10 protein-coding genes are annotated in these 26,930 nt (G+C 35.3%); 6 read left to right on the top strand and 4 right to left on the bottom strand.

Annotated elements, in window-relative coordinates; genetic code table 11:
• Position 1 precedes the first annotated feature (1 nt).
• Both ybeY and H601_RS0101210 read right to left on the bottom strand, forming a co-directional pair.
• Positions 2-421 (bottom strand): rRNA maturation RNase YbeY, encoded by a 420-nt coding sequence (gene ybeY, locus H601_RS0101215; RefSeq protein ID WP_026709822.1) that lies wholly within the window; start codon positions 419-421, stop codon positions 2-4.
• On the bottom strand, positions 414-3,791 hold the full coding sequence (locus tag H601_RS0101210) for a glutamyl-tRNA synthetase (protein WP_026709821.1): 3,378 nt from the start codon (positions 3,789-3,791) through the stop codon (positions 414-416). The genes ybeY and H601_RS0101210 overlap by 8 nt, the downstream gene beginning before the upstream one ends.
• A gap of 107 nt (positions 3,792-3,898) precedes the next feature.
• Between H601_RS0101210 and H601_RS0101205 the strand changes: the two genes are divergently transcribed.
• The gene (locus tag H601_RS0101205; protein WP_035655307.1) at positions 3,899-4,927 is read left to right on the top strand and encodes an alkane 1-monooxygenase; all 1,029 of its coding nucleotides are present in this window, start codon (positions 3,899-3,901) and stop codon (positions 4,925-4,927) included.
• Between the two features lie 70 nt (positions 4,928-4,997).
• Positions 4,998-6,509, top strand: coding sequence for a glutamate--tRNA ligase (gene gltX / locus H601_RS0101200; RefSeq protein WP_026709819.1), 1,512 nt, complete (start codon positions 4,998-5,000; stop codon positions 6,507-6,509).
• Between the two features lie 29 nt (positions 6,510-6,538).
• Here the strand turns inward: gltX and H601_RS0101195 are convergent, their stop codons facing one another.
• Positions 6,539-7,195 (bottom strand): outer membrane beta-barrel protein, encoded by a 657-nt coding sequence (locus H601_RS0101195; RefSeq protein WP_026709818.1) that lies wholly within the window; start codon positions 7,193-7,195, stop codon positions 6,539-6,541.
• 75 nt (positions 7,196-7,270) lie between these two features.
• Between H601_RS0101195 and H601_RS0101190 the strand changes: the two genes are divergently transcribed.
• Positions 7,271-8,233 carry an SPFH domain-containing protein gene (locus H601_RS0101190; protein ID WP_026709817.1) on the top strand — a complete coding sequence of 321 codons (963 nt, stop codon included), beginning with the start codon at positions 7,271-7,273 and terminating at the stop codon, positions 8,231-8,233.
• Between the two features lie 390 nt (positions 8,234-8,623).
• Here H601_RS0101190 and H601_RS0101180 read toward each other — a convergent pair whose 3' ends face one another.
• Positions 8,624-10,309: a glutamine--tRNA ligase/YqeY domain fusion protein gene (locus H601_RS0101180; RefSeq protein WP_026709816.1), complete on the bottom strand. Its 1,686-nt coding sequence runs from the start codon at positions 10,307-10,309 to the stop codon at positions 8,624-8,626.
• A 370-nt stretch (positions 10,310-10,679) separates the two neighbouring features.
• Between H601_RS0101180 and H601_RS0101175 the strand changes: the two genes are divergently transcribed.
• Genes H601_RS0101175 through H601_RS14965 form a run of 3 tightly spaced genes read left to right on the top strand, consistent with a single transcriptional unit; the run spans position 10,680 to position 26,869 of the window.
• On the top strand, positions 10,680-13,643 hold the full coding sequence (locus H601_RS0101175; RefSeq protein WP_026709815.1) for a T9SS type B sorting domain-containing protein: 2,964 nt from the start codon (positions 10,680-10,682) through the stop codon (positions 13,641-13,643).
• Between the two features lie 2 nt (positions 13,644-13,645).
• The gene (locus H601_RS15960; protein WP_051220617.1) at positions 13,646-15,625 is read left to right on the top strand and encodes a PorP/SprF family type IX secretion system membrane protein; all 1,980 of its coding nucleotides are present in this window, start codon (positions 13,646-13,648) and stop codon (positions 15,623-15,625) included.
• Positions 15,626-15,634: 9 nt separating this feature from the next.
• Positions 15,635-26,869 carry a T9SS type B sorting domain-containing protein gene (locus H601_RS14965; protein WP_084139907.1) on the top strand — a complete coding sequence of 3,745 codons (11,235 nt, stop codon included), beginning with the start codon at positions 15,635-15,637 and terminating at the stop codon, positions 26,867-26,869.
• Positions 26,870-26,930 lie beyond the last annotated feature (61 nt).

Raw genomic sequence — 26,930 nt, 5'->3', positions numbered from 1 at the left:
TTTAATGTTCCACGTGGAACATTTTGATTTTTTCATCTTCTTTTTGACGCATTAACAATTCGTCTTGTTTGATTTTGTCTTTATAGCCACAATAATGAAGTACGCCATGAGCCATTACTCTTTTCAATTCGTTTTCAAAAGAAACATTGAATTCTTTTGCGTTTTCAGTCACTCTTTCTACAGAAACAAAAATATCTCCGTGTAAAAAATTTCCTTCACTATAGTCAAAGCTAATAATATCGGTCAGCGTATCGTGATTGAGGTATTCAACGTTTATTTTGTGTAAATATTCATCATCACAAAAAATATAGTTGATGTCTCCTTCCTCTTTGTTTTCGGATGTAATCACGTTTTGAATCCAGGAAGCATAATCAGATTCGCTACTGAGTTCAAAATCGGTTTCGTAATTAAAACTAATCATTTGTTTTAAAGTATTCTTGAACCTTTTGGTTAAAATTTGGCCGCAAAGGTAAGCTTTGTCTGTTTAAAATCTCAACACTATTTAAATATTGTTGCATTTCTGGCGAAAGCGGTTTAACCTTGTTGTTAAATTCTTTTTGATTGGTTTCAGATTGTCGTTTAGAATCTTCGCCTTGTTGTTGAACTGCTTTTTCTAATTTTAGCATTTCGTAATTGATGTTCAACATGCGTTGTAATACTTCATTTTTGAAACCTTTGTTCAAAATTTGCTTTTCAGCATCTTTCATTTGATCCAACACTTTTTGTCCGCCGGGTGTTAATCCTTGTTTACGAAGTTGATCTTCTAACTGTTGACGTAAACGTCGTTGTTCTTGAAAAATTTCCATTAATTCTCTAGCATTTTCTTCACCGTCATTGTTGCCTTGACCACCTCCGCTACCTTCGCCGGGTTTATTGCCTTTTTGGTTTCCTTTTCCTTTTTCTCCCTTCTCGCCTTTCTCGCCTTCTTTACCACCGGGTTTGTCACCTTTCTCGCCTTCTTTTCCATCACCGGGCTTGTCGCCTTTTTCAATACCTTCTTTCATTTTATCAGACAACCCTTTTTGTTTTTGAATAATGTCAGGTAATTGTCCACCGCCTTGACCTTGACCTGGTTTTGGTTTACCGGCTCCGGAGCCCATTCCAGACATAGACATTTGCATGCTATTCATAATATCAGAGAGAAAATCAGCTAAACGATTCGCTGCTGAAACGGTATATTGTTGATGTGAAACCCCTTTTGGAATCATTGCTTCTGCAAGTGTTTCAAGCGATTTATCAACATTGTAATGTACTTTACCTATTTCTTCAGTAACTTTCTCAGTAATCATTTCGTTACGCAAAGACATCGCAAACAAACTATCGTCAACATGTTTAAATTGTTGCTTTAAATCCTGTTGGTTCTTTAAAAACTTATTATAAGAAGGAGCTCCTTTCTTTAAACCTTTAAATTGTTTCATCAAGTTTTCTTGCGAAAAGGAAAAAGCTAATAAATTATCAAGTATTTGACGCATCGCTTTAATATCTTCATCCATTTGTTCCATTTGACCACTCGCCATACTATCAGACATTTTCTGGCTCATTTGTTTCATCTTTTGAGCGGCACTTTTTTGTTTGGGTTTAGCTTTCTCTTTTTGGTCTTTCTGTAACTCATCAGATGCTTTTTCCATATCCTCTTCGATACTCTTTTCTTGTTTTTCGTCTGAAGGAATATCTAAGGGCTTTTTCAGTTCTTTATTATCTTTCTCAAGTTCACGAAGTTCTTCTTGTAATTTATCAAACTCTTTGTTTAACTCTTCTTGTTTAGCAGAAGTGTTTTCTTTATCTTCTTTTGATAAATTTTCTTGTTTTTCGGCTAATTTATCAAGCTTTTTCGTAAGCTGTTCTGCTTTCTTTTCAACGTAATATTTTTTAGTTAATTCAACTAATTGTTCTAGGTTTTTCGCTTGATTTTTACTGTTTTGTTTGATTTTATCTAATTTTTCCTGAACGTCTAAATCTTGGATTTTTTCCGTAAGTTTTTGAAGTTCATCTAACAATTTTTGATTTTCATCTGTTTGCTTTTCAATATTTTCGGCTCTTTTCTCAAGTTGTTCTTTCTTTTGATCTTTATCGTTTTTATTGAATTCATTCAGGTTGTTTTTTAACTCTTTAGAAAACTCTTTCATCATTTCTTCTTGTTGCTTTTGACGTTTGATGAAATCATTAATTTTCTGTTTGTCTTTGAATTCAAGGATTTCTTTTTCCTTGCTCATTTTTTGCAATTTATCCATTTCAGATAATTGCTTTTCTTGGTTTTTCAGCGATTTTTCTAGACTATTGATATTGTCTTTTTGCTGTTTTAATTGCTCTTCCTGACGCTCTTCTTCAGTATTAATACGGTCTGAAAAAATAGAAGATTTTGTGCTTTTAAAATTGTGAAGTGCATCATTATCAAATACTTCAAAATAATATTCATAGGCTACCCCTTCTGTAATTGGCAAATTACCAGGAAAAGAAAACACAAATTGATCAAACAATTCCTTTTTAACCGGAATAGTAGATTTTAACGCTGCTCGTTCATTGTTTTTTGGATAATAAACAATCTGAAGTTTGTGTAATCCATTATCATCAGACACTTGACCAATTAATATGTTTTTTTGAACCCTTAAACTATCCGGAGCGTTATTTACGGAAATGGTTGGAAATTGATCTTTTATAGTCGTTATTTGATAGTTCAATTTCTCATAATGTTTCACTTTACTATTTGAAGTAAGAATCTGATATTCTGTGTTTTGTAGTATTGTTTTAGCGAAAGAAAACAAATTATCCTTCTCAATAAAAGAGGAATACGCACTTCCTTCAAAATATTGAATTTGATTGGTTGCTAATGCTGATACTTTCCAACTAACTTTCGTTCCCTCCGGCACAATGGCATTACCGGAACCTTTAATCGTTTCAGCTTTTCGATTCAAATAAGATGGAAACTGCAAAACCATTTCAAAGTTTGAAATCGTTGGAACAGCCACTACTGAAAGTTCCAAATCAGGTGTAGAAACCGAATTGGATTCCACATGAAAAGTAATGTTTTTTGAAGGTTTCGTAAAACGATATTCAAAAACACCCGGTTTGGTACTTTCCATATAATAACTTTCATCACCAATAATAATCATTGCGTTTTCAGGAACTACTTTCCCTTCAGATTTCACTTGAAGAATAAAATCTGATCCTTGCTCTGTTTGTAAATTATCATTCAAAACCACAAATGAAAAAGGTGCCGGTGGCGAAAATTTCTCATTGTAACGAACTACACGATTCATACTGTCGGCAATAATATCGCTATTTCCGGTAAGCATAAAAAAGGCTAAAAACAATAAAGGAATAATTGCCCATGGCAAATATTTAGTGTTTTTCTTGAAATTAATTGCATTTCCAAAAGGAATAGGTTGAAGGGTTTTCCCTTTTTGATCTATAGAAGCCAATAACAATTCTGATGGCTTATTGTTTTCCGCCAATTGAAGAAAATTAATTAATTTGTCATTTACTTCAGAAAAGTGATTTCCAATGATTTGAGACGCTTGTTTGTAATCAATTCCTTTTTGAAGTTTGAATAATTTGAAGAGCGGAAACAATATAAAACGCGATAATAAGAAAAGTTCAACTCCAACAAAAGTCCAAAAAAGAATGGTTCTTCCGGTTGGTTTTAACCAAAGAAAATATTCTACAAAAAGCGTAAAAAAGAAATATAACAACCCAAAACCCACAAATAAAATTACTCCTTTGAGTAATTCGTTGGTGTAATATTTTTTTATAAATGCTTCTAACTTTTGATAAATCAACGACTTTGTTTCCAAAATAATAAGGCTTTTACTTGTAACCGATAAAAGTACAATTTTATTTTTTAGTCAAAAGTTAAAAGTTTTTAAAAGAATTTTATAATTTTAGAAAAACAATTTGAATCATGAAATACTTATGGGCATACAGCATCCCTTTAGTTGGAATTTTATGTATATTTCAACAAGGTTTGTGGTCGTATTTTTTATTGGTTTTTGTATTTGTTTTAATTCCTATTTTGGAATACATTCTACCGCTTGATCATTCCAATTATTCAGAAGAAGAAAAAGAAAAAAGACTTAAAAATAAGCTTTTTGATTGGTTATTGTACCTCAACGTTCTAATTGTATATGGAAGTCTCTTTTTTACGTTTACAATCGTTCAAACAAAGTCGTTACAACCTTATGAATTAATAGGAATAGTGCTCAGTTTAGGAATTATTTTGGGATCAAACGGAATAAATGTTGCTCATGAATTGGGACATCGAAAAAAACGTTATGAACGAATTCTAGGTAAACTATTGCTTATTCCGAGTCACTATACGCATTTTTTTATTGAACACAATCACGGTCATCATTTAGATGTTTCTACTCCGGATGATCCTTCAACGGCAAAATACAATCAAAGCTTGTATTCTTTTTGGTGGCAATCCGTTAGCGGAACGTATTTAAAAGCTTGGAAAATTCAGAAAAAAATCAATAAAATTGATACCATTTCTTTTTTCTCTCCAAAAAATGACATGTTTTGGTTTACCATTATCCAAATCACCTATTTAATAAGCTTATATACTTTCTTTAATTTAAAAGTTTTATTTGTGGGGATTTCTGCCGGAATAGTAGGTTTTCTTTTGTTGGAAACCATCAATTATATTGAACATTATGGTTTGAAAAGAAAAAAGTTGCCTTCCGGACGATATGAACGCGTTTCTGAAAAACATTCATGGAATTCCAATCATGTTTTAGGAAGAATCATTTTATATGAACTAACAAGGCATAGCGACCATCATTACAAATCAACCAAAGAATATCAAATTTTAGAATGTCATGAGGAAAGTCCACAATTGCCTTTCGGCTATCCCACTTCCATGGTTTTGTCTTTTATTCCTCCGCTATGGTATTCAATCATGAACAAGAGAATTCCGGAAGAAATGAAATAAATAGTTTACTAACTTTTATTCAACATAAAAAAGCAAACTAAATCTTATCTTTGCCAAAATATTTATACAAATGTCAAGACCTGTTCGCGTTCGTTTTGCACCCAGTCCAACCGGACCATTGCATATTGGTGGGGTGAGAACCGCTTTATTCAATTATCTATTTGCCAAAAAAAATAACGGTGTCTTTTATCTGCGTATTGAAGATACTGACCAAAATCGCTTTGTTCCCGGAGCAGAGCAATACATATTTGAAGCGTTGGAATGGTTAGGAATTTCACCTTCTGAAACGGTTGGAAAAAACGAAAAATTTGGTCCCTATCGTCAGAGTGAACGCAAGCATTTGTATAAACAATACGCCGATCAATTGATCCAATCAGGTTGGGCGTATTATGCGTTTGATACTCCGGAAGCCTTAGATAAATATCGTAAACAGCACGAAGAACAAGGAAAAACCTTTATTTATAATTGGCATAACCGTGAAAAATTAGATACTTCATTGGTGTTGTCACCAGAAGAAACGAACAGAAGAATTGCTGCCGGCGAAGATTTTGTGATACGTTTTAAAACACCTGTGAATGAGGTTTTAGAATTGAAAGACATCATTCGAGGCGACATCAAATTTGATACAAACTTACTGGATGACAAAGTGTTATTTAAAAGCGACGGAATGCCAACGTATCATTTGGCCAACATTGTTGATGACCATTTGATGGAAACGTCGCACGTAATTCGTGGCGAAGAATGGTTGCCTTCTCTCCCACTTCACCATTTGTTGTACAAAGCTTTTGACTGGGAAGCACCTGAATTTGCACATTTACCTTTGATTTTAAAACCTATTGGAAACGGAAAATTATCTAAACGAGATGGGGATAAAATGGGCTTTCCGGTATTTCCGTTGGAATGGAAAACAGAAGAAGGCATTTCATCGGGTTACAGAGAAACAGGTTATTTTCCTGAAGCAGTCATTAACTTTTTAGCTTTATTGGGTTGGAATGACGGCACCGACCAAGAATTATTCTCATTAGAAGAATTAGTGGAAAAATTTGATTTGAATCGCGTGCACAAAGCCGGAGCCAAATTTGATCCGGAGAAAAATAAATGGTTTAATCATCAGTATTTGCAGAAACAAAGTGATGAAAGTTTGGTGAATGAATTCCAGAAAATTGTTTTAGAAAAAACAGGAAAATGCGATTTCTCCTTCTTCGAAATGACAAAAATCGTGGGTTTAATCAAAGAACGAGCAAATTTTATGTCCGATTTTTGGGAATTAGCGGATTATTTCTTTGAAGCACCGACTTCATACGACGAAAAAGCAGCTAAAAATTGGAAAGAAGAAACACCTGCTTTAATGAAACAAGTGATAGAAGTTTTAGAATCGATTGACAATTTTACCTCTTTAAACATCGAAACCGTTTTAAAAGATTGGATGACCACCAATGAAATTGGAATGGGCAAAGTAATGCAACCGCTTCGATTAAGCCTTGTAGGAGCTTTAAAAGGGCCACATTTGTTTGATATTATTGAATTGATTGGAAAAGAAGAAACCGTTAAACGGATTGAAAAAGCAATAACAATTTTATAAAAAAGGCTCCAAATTTGGAGCCTTATTTTTTAAAAATAAAAGATAATATTTGCTGCGATGACTCCGAGGTTTCCTTTGAGTTTTCCATCAGCCAAAAGCTTTACTTCTTCTTGTTTATTTAAATTATTAAGAATATTTGTCACGCCGTATTGATAACATAAATTGAGTCGAACATTTTCAAAACCACCCGTAATTCCTGCATGTAGATTAAAATTAAATGGGGTTACATCTTCTATATCTTTAACGCGAAGCAATTCGTTACCCACAATAAAATTATTTTCATCAGTAGTGCTAGATTTTAATTTCCCATTTAATTGCAAAACCGGACCAAAATCAAGAGAAACCGGACCTCCGGCAATTTTATAACAAAGCAATAAATGTACTTGAACCGCCATCATTTTTAACTCTACTTCTTTTTCTGAAAATCCTGAAAATGTTTCAATTGCCATTTTATTTTCAGTGAAATTCATACCGTAAACCATTGAAAAATTATTGTAATAATTTCCACGGATGGCTAGACCTCCTGTCCAACTCATTTTAGGTTTAGTATTGAAATTACTAGTATAAAGACTCGTTTGGTTGATACCCAAACTTAAACCAATATGATTATAATCACCTTTTCCATACTGTGCAAAAGCTACTGTAGTTAGACCCAATAAAATATAGGTCAAAAAATATCTTTTCATGAATATTGAATTAAATTGTAACAAACGTACGAGAAATTTCGTATCATATAACATAACATATAAAACTATTTTTTTATGACTGGTTACATTATTATTGTATTAGGTGTTTTTCTTTTATTAGCTTCTTTTTTTACGGTGAAACAGCAAACATCGGCTGTAATTGAACGATTTGGAAAATTCAGTAGTATCAGACATTCAGGGTTGCAATTGAAAATTCCGGTTATTGACCGTATTGCAGGTAAAATTAACCTTAGAATTCAGCAATTAGACGTGATTATTGAGACGAAAACCAAAGACAACGTATTCGTTAAAATGAAAGTTTCGGTTCAGTTTAAAGTGATTCAAGAAAAGGTTTATGAGGCATTTTACAAACTAGAATATCCTCACGATCAAATTACTTCGTATGTCTTTGACGTGGTACGTGCCGAAGTGCCAAAACTTAAATTAGACGATGTTTTTGAACGTAAAGATGACATTGCTATTGCTGTAAAACGTGAGTTAAACGAGGCAATGACTACTTATGGATACGACATTATCAATACATTAATTACTGATATTGACCCAGATATTCAAGTGAAAAATGCGATGAACAGAATCAACGCTGCTGACCGTGAAAAAACCGCTGCCGAATACGAAGCAGAAGCCGGAAGAATTAGAATTGTAGCCAAAGCGAAAGCGGAAGCAGAAAGTAAAAGGCTTCAAGGTCAAGGTATTGCCGACCAAAGAAGAGAAATCGCTAGAGGTTTGGTAGAATCTGTAGATGTTTTGAATAAGGTAGGTATAAATTCGCAAGAAGCAAGTGCATTGATTGTGGTTACACAACATTATGACACATTACAAGCGATTGGTGCCGATGCTAATTCCAACTTGATTTTATTACCTAATTCTCCACAAGCCGGAAGTGATATGCTAAACAATATGGTCGCTAGTTTTACCGCCAGCAACCAAGTAGGTGAGGCGATGAAAAAAGCCAATAGCACCACTCGAATTGGAAAAAACAAAAAAGATGAATTCGGTACGACCGAAGAACATGCATAATTTTGAAAGAGGCCTTCGGGTCTCTTTTTTTTGAACTAAATTTTCTGTTTCTTCTTAGAACACAGATTTTGATAATTTGAATAATCTTAAAAAAAAAATTTTTTTTCTCACAGAAAACACGGAAAACACAGAATTTCTAATTTTAGTGTTTTTTGAAAGTAAAAATGAACAAAAAAACACGAAAAACGAATTAGAAGCGTTTAAATTCATTTTTACAATAGAAAGCATAAAATCATATTGCTGATTATTTTTGTTTTCTTAAAACCTTTCTAAAAAAGTCGTTTTTAATTGTTTTTGTCTATTTTATTTATGAAAACAATAATTTTTTACAATAATAAGAAAAGCCGCAACAACATGCGGCTTTTAATTGATTTTATTTATTATTTAAAATTATTCCTTCGCTTCTACTTTTGCCCACGTATCTCTCAAACCAACTGTTTTGTTAAAAACTAATTTTTCTGAAGAAGAATCTTTGTCGGTGCAAAAATAACCTAAACGTTGAAATTGAAATTTATCTTCCGGTTTAGTCGCTTTTAAAGTTGGTTCCACATATCCGGTAATTATTTCTAATGAATTAGGGTTAATGTAATTTTTAAAGTCAACTTCTTTATCACCATCCGGATTTTCATGTGTAAATAATCGGTCATAAACGCGAACTTCTGCCTCAACAGCATGTGGAATCGAAACCCAATGAATGGTTCCTTTTACTTTGCGTTGACTGGCTTCTGTTCCGCTACCTGACTTAGAATCAACATCATACCTTGCATGAATTTCGGTGATGTTTCCATCAGCATCTTTCACAACATTTTCACCTTTGATAATATAAGCATTCTTCAAACGCACTTCTGTTCCCAACGTTAAACGGAAAAATTTTTTATTGGCTTCTTCTTGAAAATCTTCTCTTTCAATGTATAATTCTTTAGAAAAAGGCACTTTTCTGTAGGTCAAAACTTCTTCTTCCGGATTATTTTCGGCATCCAACCATTCTTCTTGACCGTCCGGATAATTAGTAATAACCAACTTAACCGGATTCAAAACCGCCATCACACGAGGAGCTGTTTTATTCAAATCTTCGCGAACGCAAAACTCTAAAAGAGAAACATCAATTAAATTTGTACGCTTAGCAATACCGATTGTTTTAGCAAAATTACGGATGGAAGCCGGTGTATATCCTCTTCTTCTCATCCCGGAAATCGTACTCATTCGCGGATCATCCCAACCGGAAACATGTCCTTCTTGTACTAATTGCAGTAACTTTCGTTTACTCACAACCGTGTGCGAAAGGTTTCTTCTGGCAAATTCTCTTTGTTTCGGACGCACTTTTGTACTATCATAAATTTGGTCTAAAAACCAATCGTATAGTTCTCGGTGTGGCAAAAATTCCAGTGTACAAAGGGAATGTGATATACCTTCGATATAATCACTTTCGCCATGAGCCCAATCATACATTGGATAAATACACCACTTATCTCCTGTTCTGTGATGATGTTTATGCAAAATGCGATACATGATTGGGTCACGCATCAACATATTGGTAGAAGACATATCAATTTTGGCACGTAAAACGTGCGTTCCTTCCGGAAATTCACCGTTTTTCATGCGTTCAAAAAGATCAAGATTCTCTTCAACCGAACGATTTCTAAACGGACTATTGGTTCCCACTTGCGTTGGTGTGCCTTTTTGCTTAGCCATTTCTTCAGATGATTGGCTATCCACATAGGCTTTATCTTTTTTGATAAATTCAACCGCCCAATCATACAATTCTTGAAAATAATCAGAAGCATAACGTTCTTCAGCCCATTGATAACCAAGCCATTGCACATCACGTTTGATGGCATCAACGTATTCTTGTTCTTCTTTGGCGGGATTGGTATCGTCAAAACGCAAATTCACGGGTGACTGATAATCAATTCCTAATCCAAAATTCAAACAAATTGAACTTGCGTGACCTACATGAAGATATCCGTTTGGTTCAGGCGGAAAACGAAAACGAAGTTTTTCTTTTGAAAAACCTTTTTTTAGATCTTCTTCGATAATTTGTTCAATAAAATTGAGCGACTTTTCTTCTGACATAATTCCTAAAAATGAGCCACAAAAATACGTAAAAAAAATAGCGATTAACAGAAAAATGATTTTATAAAAAACGGTGTTAAAAAGTTAGTATATTTCTAAATAATCGACCAACTACATAGGCGTTTACGGTTTTCAATACAGTAATTTACGGTTTCCCACAAACTTGAATACCGTTCATCGATTTTAATGTTAATTTTAATTTGCTATCTAAATATTTGTATAATTTTAGAAAAACAAAATCCAAAAACAGATAAAAATAAAAACCATTTATCGTTTTTTTCGTAATTAAATGTAGTGTAGTGACTGTTTAAATTACAAAAAATAACAACCGATTGCTTTTGGGGTAAGAGCAATCCAACATGAAGAATGTTTTATGGTTTGGAAAATTACCCCTGCAAGCTATTATCTTACTGCTTTGCTTTCCTTGCTTATCTACAGCAATGGGGAAGGGTATGCTCAAACCATTGTAATTGGAACTCCTTCATTAGGTTTTACTCAAGCTTGTGCTTCACAAGGATTTAATTCGTATAATCTTAGTTTTACATTTTTTCCAGTTTCCAATCTTCAAGCCGGAAACCAATTTATCGTAGAATTATCCGATTCTACCGGAAGTTTTAGCTCACCAACTACATTAACTACTTCAACTAGTACTACTTCTCCGGTAAATGTTTCATTTGCTATGCCAACAACCGTTGCAGGAGAAGCCTACAGAATTCGTGTTAGAAGTACGGCTCCGGCAGTTACGAGTCCAAATAGTGTTGCATTTTCAGCATATTATGCTGTTCATAATCAACCTTTCTCAATTAATAATAACGTGAGTACCGTTTCATTTTGCGAAGGCGGAAATACAACTTTGAGTGTAGATAATACCGGAACGGCTGCTTCACCTTTGTTTTATTCCGGTTTAACGTATAAATGGTATAGAAATTTTGCGGAAGTTGTAGGTGCAACAGGTTCTTCTCTAACCGTAACCCAATCCGGAAATTATTATGCCATTGTAGATTATGGAAGTTGTGTGATGAATTCGTATTCCAATATTGTGACCGTTAATGTAACTGCCGGAATTAATTTATCCATTTCTTCTGCCGGAAATGCAGATTTTATTTGTGATGGAACTCCGCGACAATTAACTTCATCTCATCAAAATACAAGTTATACCTATCAATGGTTTAAAAATAATGTTGCCGTTTCTGGAGCAACCGGTCCAACGTATAATGCCACTCAGGAAGGAACTTATAAGTTAAGAATTACGTTTGGAGGTTGTGTTTTTGAATCGAATGCTATCTTTTTAGAATTAATTCAATTAGAAGTAGATTGGAATGTAAATGCGTCAGAAGTTTTGATTCCGGGAGAACAACTCCAGATTAATTCGGTTAACAACGCAATAAATCCAACCTATGTTTGGAGAAAAGACAATGTTGTAATTGCAGGTGCTAACTCAGCAAATTATACTGTTACACAACCAGGAACTTATCAACTTACGGTTACGGAAACACAAGGTTGCTCTTTTTTAAGACAGTTAACCGTTGTGGTTCAATATCCAATTGGATTTACAGTAACCATTCAAAATTCAGGCGATTATCAATCGTGTAATGTCACCACTTCTACACTGTCATTAAATTCAATCATAGCCCAAACCGCTAGCGGTAATGTTCCTGTTACTTTACCCAATTCAAACTTCACCTACCAATGGTTGTTGAATAATACACCAATTGCAGGAGCTACCGGAACAACGCATACCATTAATAATGCAACAGAAAACGGATCCTACAAACTTCGGGTAAGCATTCCAACCTTTACACCCATTGAATCAAATGCTGTTTCAATTGCTTTACAGCTTCCAACGCCGGTTATTTCAGCTAATGGTACATTATGTGGAACAAATTCAGTACAACTTAACAGTACCGTAAATAGTAGTGTATTTACTTATAAATGGTACAGAAATAATGCATTAATTACCGGTGCCACTCAATCAAGTTATACTACCAATCAACCGGGGAATTATCATTTAATTGTATCTATCGGAACTTGTTCTTCTCCTTCTAATACCTTGAACTTACAGCAAAATAGTATTACTGCAACGTTAAATTTACCGGCAACTTCTATCATTATTCCGGGAGAAACTAAAACAATAACAGCTACAACAAATGCAGTGAATCCAACATTTGAATGGTTTAGAAATAATGCCATCATCAGCGGACAAACCGGTTCATCTATTAATGTGACGCAAAATGGTATTTACAAAGTAAACATTACACAAACAACGGGTTGTAATGCAACACAAGAGGCGGTCACTGAATTGGTTTATCCTGATTCTTTCAACATAACAATTGCAGCAAATGCTGGTTATTCACCTTGTGAAAGTGAACAAGCAACGTTATCAATTACAAACTTTAATGCTGTAAGTGCATCCGAAACAATATCCGTTTTAAACAATTCGTATGGTTATGTATATGAATGGTTTAAGGATGGAGAATTAGTACTTTCATCCTCTACTACAACTTATAACATTGCGTCTTATTTAGAAAATGGTTTATATGAATTACGCGTTTCCATTCCAGGTTTTAGTTCTGTTATTTCAAATGTTGTAGAAATAAAGTTGGGTATTTCAGATGATTTTAGTTTATCATCTAATGGAGTTTTATGCGAATCGGGAGGAAGCGTAACCTTATCATCAGATATTACAAATCCGGATTATATTCTCACCTGGTTTTCTATTGAAAATAACGCTGAAATCGGTACCGGAAATTCAATTACCGTAACTGAACCCGGAAATTACTTTATGACGATTGATTATGATGGATGTACATATTCATCGAATACTATTGCTATTGATATCATCACAACAAATGGAATTACATTAAACATAGCCGACGCGATAACAATTATTCAAGGTGGTTCAAGAGAAGTTATTGCAAGTAGTGTAGATAATTATACTTGGTATTTAAATAATGAAATCATTGCAACCGGCAATACATTTTCTGTTTCACAAGCCGGAACTTATACCATTATCGGAACCATAGGAGATTGTGAATTCACAAAAACATTCACCGTAACAGTAGTAGAAAACACAAGCATTGTTGTACCAAATGTAATTACAATAAATAGCGATGGAATCAATGATTTTTGGTCAATTCCGAATGAATATGTGAACAAAGAAGAGGTAGAAGTAATTATTTATTCGCCAAAAGGGAAAGTCGTTTTTAGAGCTAGAAATTATCAAAATAACTGGCCAAATTCTACTTTGGAATATGCCAAAACAGAACCGGTATTTTACTATACCATTTCTGAAAATGACGAAATTATTAAAAGAGGTTCTATAACCGTAATCGAATAATAATGTTTAAAAAGTTGATAATCATAATGTTTACAGGTGTTGTGTTTGCAAATTTGCAAGCACAAGATACTCCTATATTGACGTTTACGATACCAACACAAAACACTTTATTATTAAATCGATTCATGATGAATCCTACTTTTTCTGCAGTACGAGAAAATGATTCGTATATCACATTATATCATCGTAATCAATGGATTCAATTTGATGATTCTCCTGAATTATATATGCTTTCTTATTCCGGGAAATATGGCGAAAGAGCAGGAGTGGGGATTGGAATTTATCAGCAGAATTTAGGAATTATTACCAGTTTTGGTGGCGTAGGAAACTATGCCTATCAAATTCCGATTCGTGAAAAAGTAAAGTTGACATTAGGTTTCAACGTTGCGTATTACAACAGTGGTGTGGATCGAAACAGAGCCGTAACCAACGAACCTGATCCAGCTATAATGGCATTGCGGAATAATTCTTTATTATCAGTAAAACCAGCTTTAAATGTAACATGGGGAAGTTTTGATTTTGGTGTTTATGCTGAAAATTTTGTGGATTATGATTTTAAATCCAGTAAGATGGTAAAAGAATATGCACAAAAAACCTATACCGGTCATGTAATGTATCATCATCAAATGCAAAACCAAGAAGGCTTGTTTGAAAACGGATTTTTTAGATTGATTGCCAGAGGAAAAATGAATCAAACGGATGATTTTGTGTATGGTGGTTCGGTGATAACCAACTTCCCAAATTTAGGTTGGGTGCAAGCCGGGATTGATGATTTTTATGGCGTAAATATTGGTGTTGGAGCTCATTTTACCAAAAAATTATCATTGGGTTATGCCTATGAAAGAGTCATAAACGATGGATTGGTAAATTTTGGTCCAACGCATGAAATTACGCTTTCTTATCGATTTGCCGGAAAAGAAAATGAGGAAAATGTGCAAAGAAAAGTTCTTCCAAAAAAGAAAACTACAGTTCTGGCAAAAAAACCAAAAGCTATCAAACAACCTTTAGAAGAAGTGGATGAATTGGAAGAAGAGGAAGAAGAATATGAAGACATTGCTGAAGAACCGATTGTAATTGAACCGGCTCCAAAGTCAAAGAAAACAGCTTTGAAAAAGAAAAAACCTTTAAAAGCAAATGTTAAAATGGAAGAAGAGGAGGAATACGAAAATGAGGAAAATGAAGATACAAAAACGTACAACAAAGAAATTGAAGTTGAAAAATTAAAAATGACGTTGGATGAAAGACATCTAAAACTATTGGAAATCATTTTGAAACAAGATGCTGAAGAACAATTAAAAAAGGGTGATTTTGAAAAACGCATTGACAACATGATGCAATACATTGAGCGTTTAGAAAAAACCATTGCTGAAAAAGATTGTAACTGTGAACCAAAATCAACCACTGTTACGGAGGAAAAAACAATCGAAACCACCACAAAAACAACTATAAAAAACGAAAATAGCCCAGCCAAAAAAGAAAGTAAAAGTGATTTAGAAAACAAATTATCTAATATGAAGTCTTCTACTAAAAGAGAAGAAATCAAATTGTCATCTCAAAAAAATAATTCAAAACAAAATGAATTGGAAGCTAAAATTTCCCAACTCAAAAAAGAAGAACCAAAAACAAATACCAACTCAAAATTTACTTTAACCGATGAAGAAATCAAAGAGTACTATTCCAGACTGACCGACAAAAAAAGAGCTACTGCCAAAAAAGGAAATTTTTTACAAGTAGAAAATCAAGAACCCGGATTTTACATTATTGCTAATGTTTTTTCTGAACCTGCTTTTGCTGATGATTTTATTCAAAAGCTAAAAAAACAAGGTATAAACGCCCATTATTTTATTAACCCAAAAAACAATTTCAGGTATGTGTATCTAAAAAAACATTCGGATTGGAGTGAAGCCCTAATCACTTACTATACGAATGTTGATAATACCTACTTTGAAGAAATTTGGATAATGAACATTAACATCAAATAACACCCCAAAATGAAAACGCCCCAAATACCACACTTTAAAACAATTGCCCTACTCAGTTGTTTTATGCTTGCTTCCTTAGCCACATTTGCCCAAGTTGCTGTTCCTTTTTCGGTTCGGTATCAACGCAATTTGAAGGGAGATATGACCTTGATTTCTAACGGAATTGTGAACAGACAAACCAATTCCAACACACCAAACGACCCTTATAACACGGTTGGAAACACCTCAGAATATAACGATAATTTAAACATGCGTTATATTGATATTGACGGAGATGCTTCTACCTTTAGTTCTAGTAGTGCAACCTTAACACTGCCAGCAAGTGGTTGTAACAAAATTGTATATGCCGGTTTATATTGGTCAGCTACCTATCGTTTTAACAACGGTTTTTCAACTTCTCCCGGAGATGGAGACAATATCCGCGAAAATGATTTTAACCAAGTTAAATTAAAATTACCGGGGGGAATTTATCAAGACATTACCGGTCAACTGATTTTTGACGGATTTACAAGTCCTGATTTTGTTGCTAATAGTCCGTATGCCTGCTATGCTGATATTACTTCTTTAGTTACCGGTTTAACTAATCCGGAAGGTGAATACACCATAGCAAACATACGTGCAACACAAGGATTTGTGAATGGAGGAGGAGTTTCAGGTGGTTGGACCATTTTCTTTGTATATGAAAATCCGACCATGACAGGAAAATTTATTACCGCTTATGACGGATTTGCCGGAGTGCGAGCTACAATCGGTCAAACTGACATTAACTATTCCGGCTTTACCACTTTGCCACCACCTTTTCCTGTTCGGGCTAAACTAGCTTCAGCAGCTTTAGAGGGTGACAACCGAATTACCGGTGACCAACTTTTATTTAGAGCGGCTTCTAATGCTACTTTTACCGCTTTAGGAAACATACTAAATGCAACAAATAATTTTTTCAACAGTAGATTAACATTAGATAATGTTGATTTTTTGAACAGAGTGCCTAACAGTTTAAATACATTAGGTTATGATGGCGATATCATCAATGTTGCCAACCCTTTAAATAGTGTAATTCCGAACAATGAAACAGCGGCAACACTTCGAATTACCTCAACACAAGACACTTACTTTATGTTCTTCAATGCATTCAATATTGAAGTCATAGAACCAGATATTAAATTAGTAAAAACAGTCGAAGATTTAGCAGGAAACGACATCGGTGGGGCTGATGTTAACCTGGGACAATTTTTAGATTATGTAGTAACTTTTCAAAACGTAGGAAATGATGATGCTACAAATACTACAATAAGAGATATTTTACCAATCAACACCAGTTTTATTTCGGCAGATTTAAGTGGAGCTCCTGGGGTGACCTTCACACATGATCCGGGATTAGACGAATTGGTTTTTACTATACCCAATAATTTAGTAGAAATAGGCGATCCTGTTTATACTATTCGCATTCGAGTTCAAGTAGCTACAACGTGTAGTGAATTAGAAGATGCGTGTTCAAATTTAATTCAAAATCAAGCTTATACAACCTATCGAGGAGTTTTAAATAGCAATTGGATATCAAATGATCCAAGTTTTGCCGGACTAGACAGTTGTGGATTTGGTCAACCCGGTCCGGCAAACTTCTTGGTTGATATTGACGATTGTATTTTTTCAACAGAAGCTTATTTGTGTGGAACAAGTTTACTTTTAACTGCCGCTAATGGATATGACACTTATACTTGGTATAATAGTAACGGTGCGGTTATTGGAAATACACAATCCATTACCGTTTCTGCTGTTGGAACCTATACGGTTGTGAATACTGCACCACCACCATGTATTGGTATTACTCAAACGTTTAATGTATTGTTGTTTGGAGCAACTCAAACCAATCCGGTTATTCCGTTTGCAGATCAAGTAGTAACTTGTCCAAATAATGGGGAACAATTACCTTATATTTTCTTATGCGGAACGAATGATAGCCAACTCATTCAAACCGGAATTAGTGATGCTACGAGTATTATTTGGGAAGTATTAAATGAAGCTAGTTGTCCTGCTGTAGGAATTGCGAATTGTGCCAACAATAATCCTTCTTGTCAATGGAATCAAGTAGGAACAGGTGCCAATTTTAATGTAACAACCGCCGGACAATATCGCTTAACTATCAACTATCAAGATGGCTGTTTTACCCGTTTTTACTTTAATGTTTACACGAATTTATTGGATATTCAATATGTATCAACAAACATTCTTTGTAATACGCCGGGAAGTATCACGATAACGAATCTTCCTTCTGATTATCAATTTCAGTTGGTTGATCAAATTACGGGTAGCGTTTTAGTTCCCTATCAAAACAATCCGGTTTTTTCAATTTCAACTGCCGGAGTTTACACGGTTCTAGTGACACAAATTGGTGTAACAGATGGTTGCGTATTTGAATTACCAAATATTGGAATTCAACAAAACAATTTTCAAGTCAACTTAATTCCTCAAAATACGAATTGTAACGGGTTTGGAAGTATTCGTGTTCAGGCAAACGGAGCTCAACCGCAATATCAATTTAGTATTACAAGTCCTATTAGTGCTACAAGCGGATGGGTTGTTGATAATGATTATACCTTTAATGGATTAAATCCGGGAACTTACACCGTTACAGTTGTTACAGAAGATGGTTGTTCATTTACCGGAACAGTAACTATTTTAAATCAAAACAATTTAGCTATTGTTGCAACAGTTACACAAAATATTGGTTGTAATACCGGAATCATAACTGTTGTTGCTAACGGTGGAAATCCTCCCTATTCTTATGCAATTGGTTCTATAAATGGTGTTGCTCAAAATCCAACAGCTGCTGATTTTCAAGCAGACAATGATTTTTCGATTTCAACACCCGGAACGTATACTTTTATAGTTGTGGATGGAAATAATTGTAGTTCAACTTCCAATCCGGTAACCATATCTGTTTCTCCAGATGTGACTTTTACAACAACTATTCAAAATATCCTTTGTCATGGTGCAACTAATGGATCTATCAGTTATTCGATAACCAATTCAAACGGTTATCAAATTACTTATCAATTAATTGATGCGAATGGAAATGTAATTAGTACAAACAATTCAGGTATTTTTAACAACTTACCGGCAGGAAACTACAGCGTTGTTTTGATACAAACACAAGGAAGTACCGTTTGTGATTTTTCGACTTCATTCACAATTACTGAACCCACTCAAATAACCGGAATAACACAAATAACACAAAATTATACTTGTATCACTAATGCCGGAACCATTAACATCGTTCCGGGTAGTATTTCCGGAGGAACTGCTCCCTACCAATTTAGTATTGATGGAGTAACATTTGTTTCTTCCTCTGAATTTTCAGGATTAGCTTCAGGAAATTATTCTATCTATATTCAAGATGCAAATGGTTGTGTTTTCCAAACCAATAGTGTTGCTCTTGTAGCACCCAATCAAATAACGGATGCAACTTTTAGTGCAACTGCCTTAACTTGTCCTGCACAAAATGCAACGGTAACAGTTTCACCGGTAGGCGGAACTGCTCCGTTTACCTATCAAATAATTGCACCTGCCGGACAAACGGTGAACAACGGAAACAATCCTGTTTTTGCGGGACTAACTGCCGGAACTTATACGTTTGAAGTAACCGACAGCAATGGTTGTTCATATCAAGAAACCTATTCTATAAATCCGTTACCTATAATTGATGTAATTGGTCAAACAATAAGCAATGTAGTGTGTTTTGGTGCTTCAAATGGTGCTATTTCTTTTGCGGTAACGCATTCTAATCCTTACAATTATCAAGTTGTAAATAGTGCAAATGTGGTGGTTGCTTCAGGAAATAATGCGACTTTAAATACCATTTCTTTAACCGGATTAGCCGCATCAACCTATACCATAACTGTGACTGACACTGTTACAAATTGTACAGATACGGCTTCCGCAATTGTTCAAGCTCCAAGTAGTGCGTTATCTTTTACATTTGTAGCCAATCCTATCAGTTGTAATGCAAATGGAAGTGTAATCATTACAGCAGCCGGCGGATGGGGAAATTATCAATATCAACTAACGCTTCCTAATGGAGGAGTAGTTGGTCCGCAATCAAATGCTACATTTACAAATTTAACACAAACCGGAACGTATTCTATTTCGGTTAACGATATCAATGGTTGTGTTGTGAGCAACACGTTCAACCTAACTACACCCACGAATCCTGTTGCTGTAATTGCATCGTCATCCGATTTATGTTTTGACGCTAATGGGGCTACATTAGTAATTGCAGTAACGGGTGGTGTAGTTCCTTATACGTATAGTATCAACGGAAACCCATCACAAAATTCAAATACGTTTGCTAATTTAACTCCCGGAAGTTATACTGTGCTTGTAACAGATGCTAATGGATGTTCCACAACTGTTTCACAAACCATTCAACCAACCTTAACAGGAGATGTTGCATTAACGAAAGGATTAGATTGTACAGCATCACCAAATGCTTTAATCTCAGCTACCATTTCTGGTGGATTAGCCCCATTTACGTATCAAGTTTCTTTTAATGGAGGAGCTTTGGGAACAGCTGTAAATGTAGTTGGAACCAACTTTACATACACAACTGCCAATGCAGGAAATTATCAATTCTTGATAACCGATGCACAAGGTTGTACATTTAACAGTCAAACAATCACGGTTAATCCGTTAACTTTACCTGAAATCATTTCTGTTGTTGAGGTAAGTGGAATTTTATGTCATGGAGGGAATGACGGTGAAATTCAAATCAACACGAATAATGCTGTTGGAACAGCTCCATTTGTGGTAGAAATCATCAACACTTCAACAGGAGTAAATTATGGAACACAAACCTCTGGCTTAACAGCCGGAACATATCAAATAACGTTAACAGATGCTAATTCATGTACCGATACAGCATCTATTACGTTAACAGAACCCAATCCGATTACATTTACTATATCAACAGTTGATATAACATGTAACAATCCGGGTGGTACTTCTTATGGTCAAATAATCGTGCAAGGTGTAGCCGGTGGAACTGCTCCATATACATATGTTTTAAATAATAATTTTGGTTTTATTGCTTCTTATACTTCTGTTGCCAATGAAAATCATTCTTTCCCAATTTTAAATTTTGGTATTTATAATGTGGAAGTAATTGATGCAAACGGTTGTTTATTGATGATTGATAACATTATCATCGCGTCGCCACCAAGCGATTTGATTATTGATGTTTCAGCTTCAACAGCGGATTGTGTGAATGGCGGAACTGCCGTAATTACGGTAACTTCTGCCGTTAGTAGCGGTTCATATGAATTTGCTATTTTGGAAACCAATACGCTACCTTATTCTTCCAGTTATCAACCGGCAGATGCAGGAACTCCTGAATCTTCTACTTTTACGGGATTAGTTCCGGGTGTTACATACACATTTGTAGTACATGATTTAGTAACAGATTGTTATTATTTTAAAACAGCTGCTACACCAATTAATACGCCTTCTAATCTAACAGCAGTTTTAAATGTAGTTGGAAACGTTAGTTGTACCGGAAGTAATGATGGATTTGTAAATTTTACATTCAATAATTATGATACTTCAACAACAAGTGTATCGTATGAAGTATTTAATTCACAATCCAATACTTCAACCGGAATTTCAGGAACTTCTGTTACAACAGGAGGCCCAATTTCAGTGACTAATTTAGGTCCGTTAGCTCCAGGAATTTATTATATCCTATTCACCGAAAATGGTGGAACTTTAACAGGTTGCAGCAGTGCGTCTTCAACATTTACCATATCTCAATCTACTAATTTGCTTCAAGTGACTGCCAATGTTACCCGTAACGACAACTGTAATCCAAACAGGGGACGCATTACAGCCACGGGTCAATTTGGAACTGCTCCTTATCAATTCCAATTAGTACCGGCAGGAAATCCGGCCCCTACGGTGGGAACTTGGGTTGGTAGTGCTACCAATGTTTTCAACGTAGAAGGTGGAAATTATGTGGTCTATATCAGAGATGCGAATAATTGTATTCAAGCTGCACCTGTTTTTGTTCCTACCGATCCTGCACCACAAATTGCCGCATCGGTAACCAATTTATGTTCCGCTTCACAAGGAAATTTCATTATTGAAGTAACCTTGACTACTGCGGGGATAGCTCCTTACACATTCAGTTTAAATGGTGGAACTTTCCAAACGCAAACGGTTCCAACATTTACTTATACGAATTTGAATTCAGGAAATTATTCCATTCGAGTAAGAGATTTTAATGGATGTATTCATACTGTAAACCTAACTATTCCTGCTCCGTTGAATTTAACTCCAGCAATTACAGCTCAAACATCTTGTGCTAATAATGATGGAATTATCACGGTAACCCCTTTCGGCGGAAGCGGAACTTTTACATACGAATTACAAAATAATGTTGGTAGCGTAATTGTAGCTGCTCAAGCTTCACCGATATTCAACGGATTGGCTTCCGGAAATTATGTGGTGGTAATAAATGACACAATCACAGGATGTTCTGCTCAAGCTCCAATAGAATTAGAGCCTGCAACACCTGTAACTTTCACCACAATCCAGAATAATGTAAGTTGTTTTGGAGGAAATGACGGAAATATTACGGTATCATTACCGGCAACTAATAATAATCCTGCTTATACTTATGTTTTAACCGATGGCGTAAATGCTCCTATTTCTCAAAACAATGGCGTTTTCACAGGATTATCGGCCGGTTCATATACAATTACGGTTACTTCAGCTAGAAATTGTTCATTACAACAAGTTGTTGTTATCACTGAACCTGCTTTGTTAACAGTTACCGCAACCGCAACCGATTTTGCTTGTAATGCTTCCAATGTGGTTCAAACTTCAACCATAACTGCAACAGCTACTTTTGGAACAGCTCCTTATGTTTACAGCATTAACGGAACAAATTTCTTTGCATCCAACACCTTTACAATTGTAGATAATGGAAGTGTTCAAAACATTACTGTAACAGTTCGTGATGCTAATAATTGTTTAGCAACAACTGTTGTTACAATTAATCCGTTACCAACTATTACAGCGGTTACTGCCACAACAATAACTAATTTAACTTGTACCAACAATGGAACTGTTCAAATTAATGTAACCGGAGGTTCAGGTGATTTTACTTTTGCATTATTACCTTTAGGAAGTCAACCAACAATAACTCCGGGAAGTGGAGTTTTTAGTGCCAACTTTACATTAACCACTCCAGGTTCATACACTTTCCAAGTTACCGATAATGTAACAGGGTGTTATTTTATTAGTGCTCCTTATGTTATTGCACCTTTCAACACTATACAAGCTAATATTCTTAATTCTTCTGCGGTAACTTGTTTTGGTGATTCAAATGGTACAATAACTGTGAACGTATCCGGTTATTCCGGCACAATTTCGTATGTGGTAAATGATATACAAGGAAACACTGTTGCATCCGGTAACGGAACAACTTCTGTAAATCCGTTTGTGATTTCAGGATTATCAGGCGGAAATTATCAAGTAATTGTAACAGCCACTCAATCACCGTTTTGTTCTGCAACCTCTAACTTTACGGTAGTTGCTTCACCAAGTCAACCATTAGTGTTAACGGCTAATCAAACCGCAAATGTAACATGTACCAATAATTTAGGTGAAATATTTGCTAGTGCAACCGGAGGATGGGGAACGTATCAATTTGAATTGGTGAACAACACGACTGCTACAACTCTTCAACCATTCGGAACCAACTCCTTGTTTACGGGATTATCGGCCGGAAACTATACTGTTTCTGTTCAAGATGGTGGTGGATGTTTGGTAAGCACAACCGTTATTTTAATTCAACCGAGTTTCATTTCAGCAAATCTTACTGTAACTAACACTAATTTACTTTGTAATGGTGATACAAATGCTTCGGTAACCGCAACAAATGTAACGGGTGGTCAAGGTGTTTATCAATACATTTTAAATACTTATAATGCCTCAGGAACTTCTATTGTGAGTAGTTCAGGTGGTCAAACAAGTCCAACATTTAATGGATTAGGTGCCGGAATTTACAGCATCACCATCACAGACGGATGGAATTGTGATTTTACCACCAATTTAGTGACCATCACAGAACCTTCATCAGTTGTAGCCACATTAAGCTTAACAAATTCTCTTACGTGTACAAATAATGCGGTTATCACTGTTTCTGCTTCAGGCGGAACTGCTCCTTATCAATATAGTACTGATGGAATTACTTTTACCAATACAACGGTATACAATGTTGGTCCCGGAACGTATCAATTCTTTGTAAGAGACGCTAATAATTGTGCGGTAGTTCAAACCAATCAAATTACTATTAATGCAATTCCGGCTCTTAATTTAAATTTGAATTTAAGCAGTGCCAACATTAATTGTTTCGGTGAAAGTACTGCAACTATTATTGCGAATGCAACCGGTGGTTTAGGAAATTATAATTATACCTTGTTAGATGCTTCAAACAATATTATTGCCGGTCCTCAGACCAGTGGACTCTTTACTAACTTACCTTCCGGAAACTATTTGGTTTCAGTGGTAAGTGTAGATTGTACCGCTGTTTCAGGAGTTATTCAAATTACTGATCCACAGGAATTGATAATTTCCAACTTAACCGTAAACAATGTTTTGTGTAGTGGTGGTGCAAACGGAAGTGTTTCCATCCAAACCACAGGTGGAACAGGAACAGTTCAATATGCTATTTCACCTAATTTAAATCAATTTTTCAACACCGGTACCTTCAATAATTTGGCTCCTGGGAATTATGATATTATCGTTCAAGATCAAAACGGTTGTTTTATACTGTTACCAATTCAAATCACAGAACCTGCTCCGTTAGTAGCTGACGTTGATTTAACATCGGTAGTTCAAAATTTATGTTTAGGCGATAATGATGGTTCTTTCACTGTTACCATATCCGGAGGAACTGCTCCGTATTCTACCAGTTTGAACAACCAAGATCCAAGTGCTTTTGTGGTGGGTCAACTTACCTTCTCAGGATTAGCAGGAGGAACCGATTACTTCATTTTTGTAAAAGATGCAAATGGTTGTGAAACGATTGCTTACATCTTCTTAGATGCACCGGTAGAAGTAGTTCCGGCTATTGAATCAGTTGTTTATAATTGTACCGGTAGTGTTCCTGGAAATGTTGTTACTGTATCAGTGAATGCAAGTGCAGTTGGAAATGTTCAATATGCTTTAGATGGCGGAACCTATCAATCTTCAAATGTTTTTGTAAATGTTCCTGCCGGAAATCACGTTATTTCAGTTCAACATACGAATGGTTGTACTAAAACTGTTGAGGTGAATATTAATGATAATCAACCGTTAAATGCAACTTTATCGAATGTTCAAAACGTTTTATGTAATGGTGGTTTAACCGGAAGCGTGACTATCTCTGTAACAGGAGGAACCGGAACGATTGAATATGCGATTTCACCTAACTTAACCACATTTACAACAAACAATGTGTTTACAAATTTAGCTGCCGGAACGTATGACATTATCGTTCGAGATGGAATTGGATGTAGTGTTCCGCTTCAAGTTATCATTACTGAACCAACTGTTGTAACTTCAACTGTTTCGGCTTTGGTTCAAGAATTATGTACCGGTGATGGAAATGCCAGCATCACTATTGCTGTAAGTGGTGGAGTTGCTCCTTATTCAACAAGTTTGAACAACCAAAATAATTTTGTACCGAATCAAATTACGTATGCAAACTTAACCGGTGGACAAACTTATACCGTCTTCATTCAAGATGCCAACGGATGTATTTCCTCTATTCCGGTAACGTTAGATGCACCCGTTACAATTTCACCAGCTGTTGATGTGGCTTATGTTTGTACCGGAAATGTAGTTGGTAATACCGTAACGGTTACTGTAAATGCAGCGGTAGTGAATAATGTAACATATTCACTTGATGGCGGAGCTTTCCAAACATCTGCTACTTTCACAAATGTGGCAGTTGGCAATCATACCATAACTGTGAGACATACCAATGGATGTGAACAACAAGTTCAGTTTACTATCAATCCATCTACACCTCTTCAAGCCTCTTTTACAACCACAAATGTTACTTGTAATGGTTTAACAAATGGAAGTATTCAAGTTTCAGCGGTTGGAGGAAACGGAACATTAGAGTATTCTATTTCGCCTAATTTGACCAATTTCTCAACCAATACTACTTTTACTAATTTGGCAGCCGGAAATTATCAAGTAATTGTTCGAGATGCCATCGGTTGTACATTACCATTGTCAATTACTATCAATCAACCTAATGTATTAAATGCTTCATTGGTAACCATGTTCCCTGATTTATGTTTGGGAGACAATGCCGGAGCAATTGAAGTTGGAATCACAGGTGGAACCGCTCCTTATTCAACTAGTTTAAACAATCCAAATAATTATGTAGTTAACCAAGTATTGTTTGAAAACTTGGCGGGTGGACAATCATATACCATTTTTGTAAGAGATGCGAATGGGTGTGTTACTTCATTAGAAGTTGCAGTAACTGGCGGTATTGACTTGAATCCGGGCATCACGATTGATTATGATTGTTATGGAAGTGCCACAATTAATACTGTTCGAATAAAAGTTGCTCAACAAATTGCTTCACAAACTAGCTATTCATTAGACGGAGGTCCTTTTCAATCCGGAAATGTGTTTACCAATTTAACCGATGGAAATCATACGGTTACCGTTTTACACGAGTTAGGTTGTTCTGAAACAATATCCTTTTCAATTGAAAACTACAATCCGATATCGTTAACATTGACAGAAACCGCTATTAATCAAATTTCAGCATTTGCAACCGGAGGAAACGGTAATTACACGTATTATCTTAATGGAATAGATTATGGAAGCGTTTCTGTTTTCCAAATTTTTGCGAGTGGTGTTTATACGGTAATGGTTGAAGATGCAAACGGATGTACAGCTGAAGCACAAATAACAATGGAATTTATTGATATTGAGATTCCAAACTTCTTTACACCAAACGATGACGGAGAAAATGATACTTGGGTACCTAAAAATTTAGATGGTTTCCCAAATGCAAAAATTGAAGTATTTGATCGTTACGGAAGAATTATAACCCAATTCGGTGATAAAGGTGAATGGGATGGACGATACAATGGTGCTCTGTTACCTACCGGAGACTATTGGTACACTATCACACTTTATGAAGGAAAACAATACGTTGGTAATGTAACCTTATACCGATAAAAAATAAAAAAACAACTCACTCCAAATCGCCACAAATTTGGAGTGAGTTTAACCCCAAAAA

The sequence above is a fragment of the Flavobacterium filum DSM 17961 genome, from assembly GCF_000425465.1.
Lineage (GTDB): Bacteria > Bacteroidota > Bacteroidia > Flavobacteriales > Flavobacteriaceae > Flavobacterium > Flavobacterium filum.
This window is presented reverse-complemented; position numbering and strand designations above follow the sequence as displayed.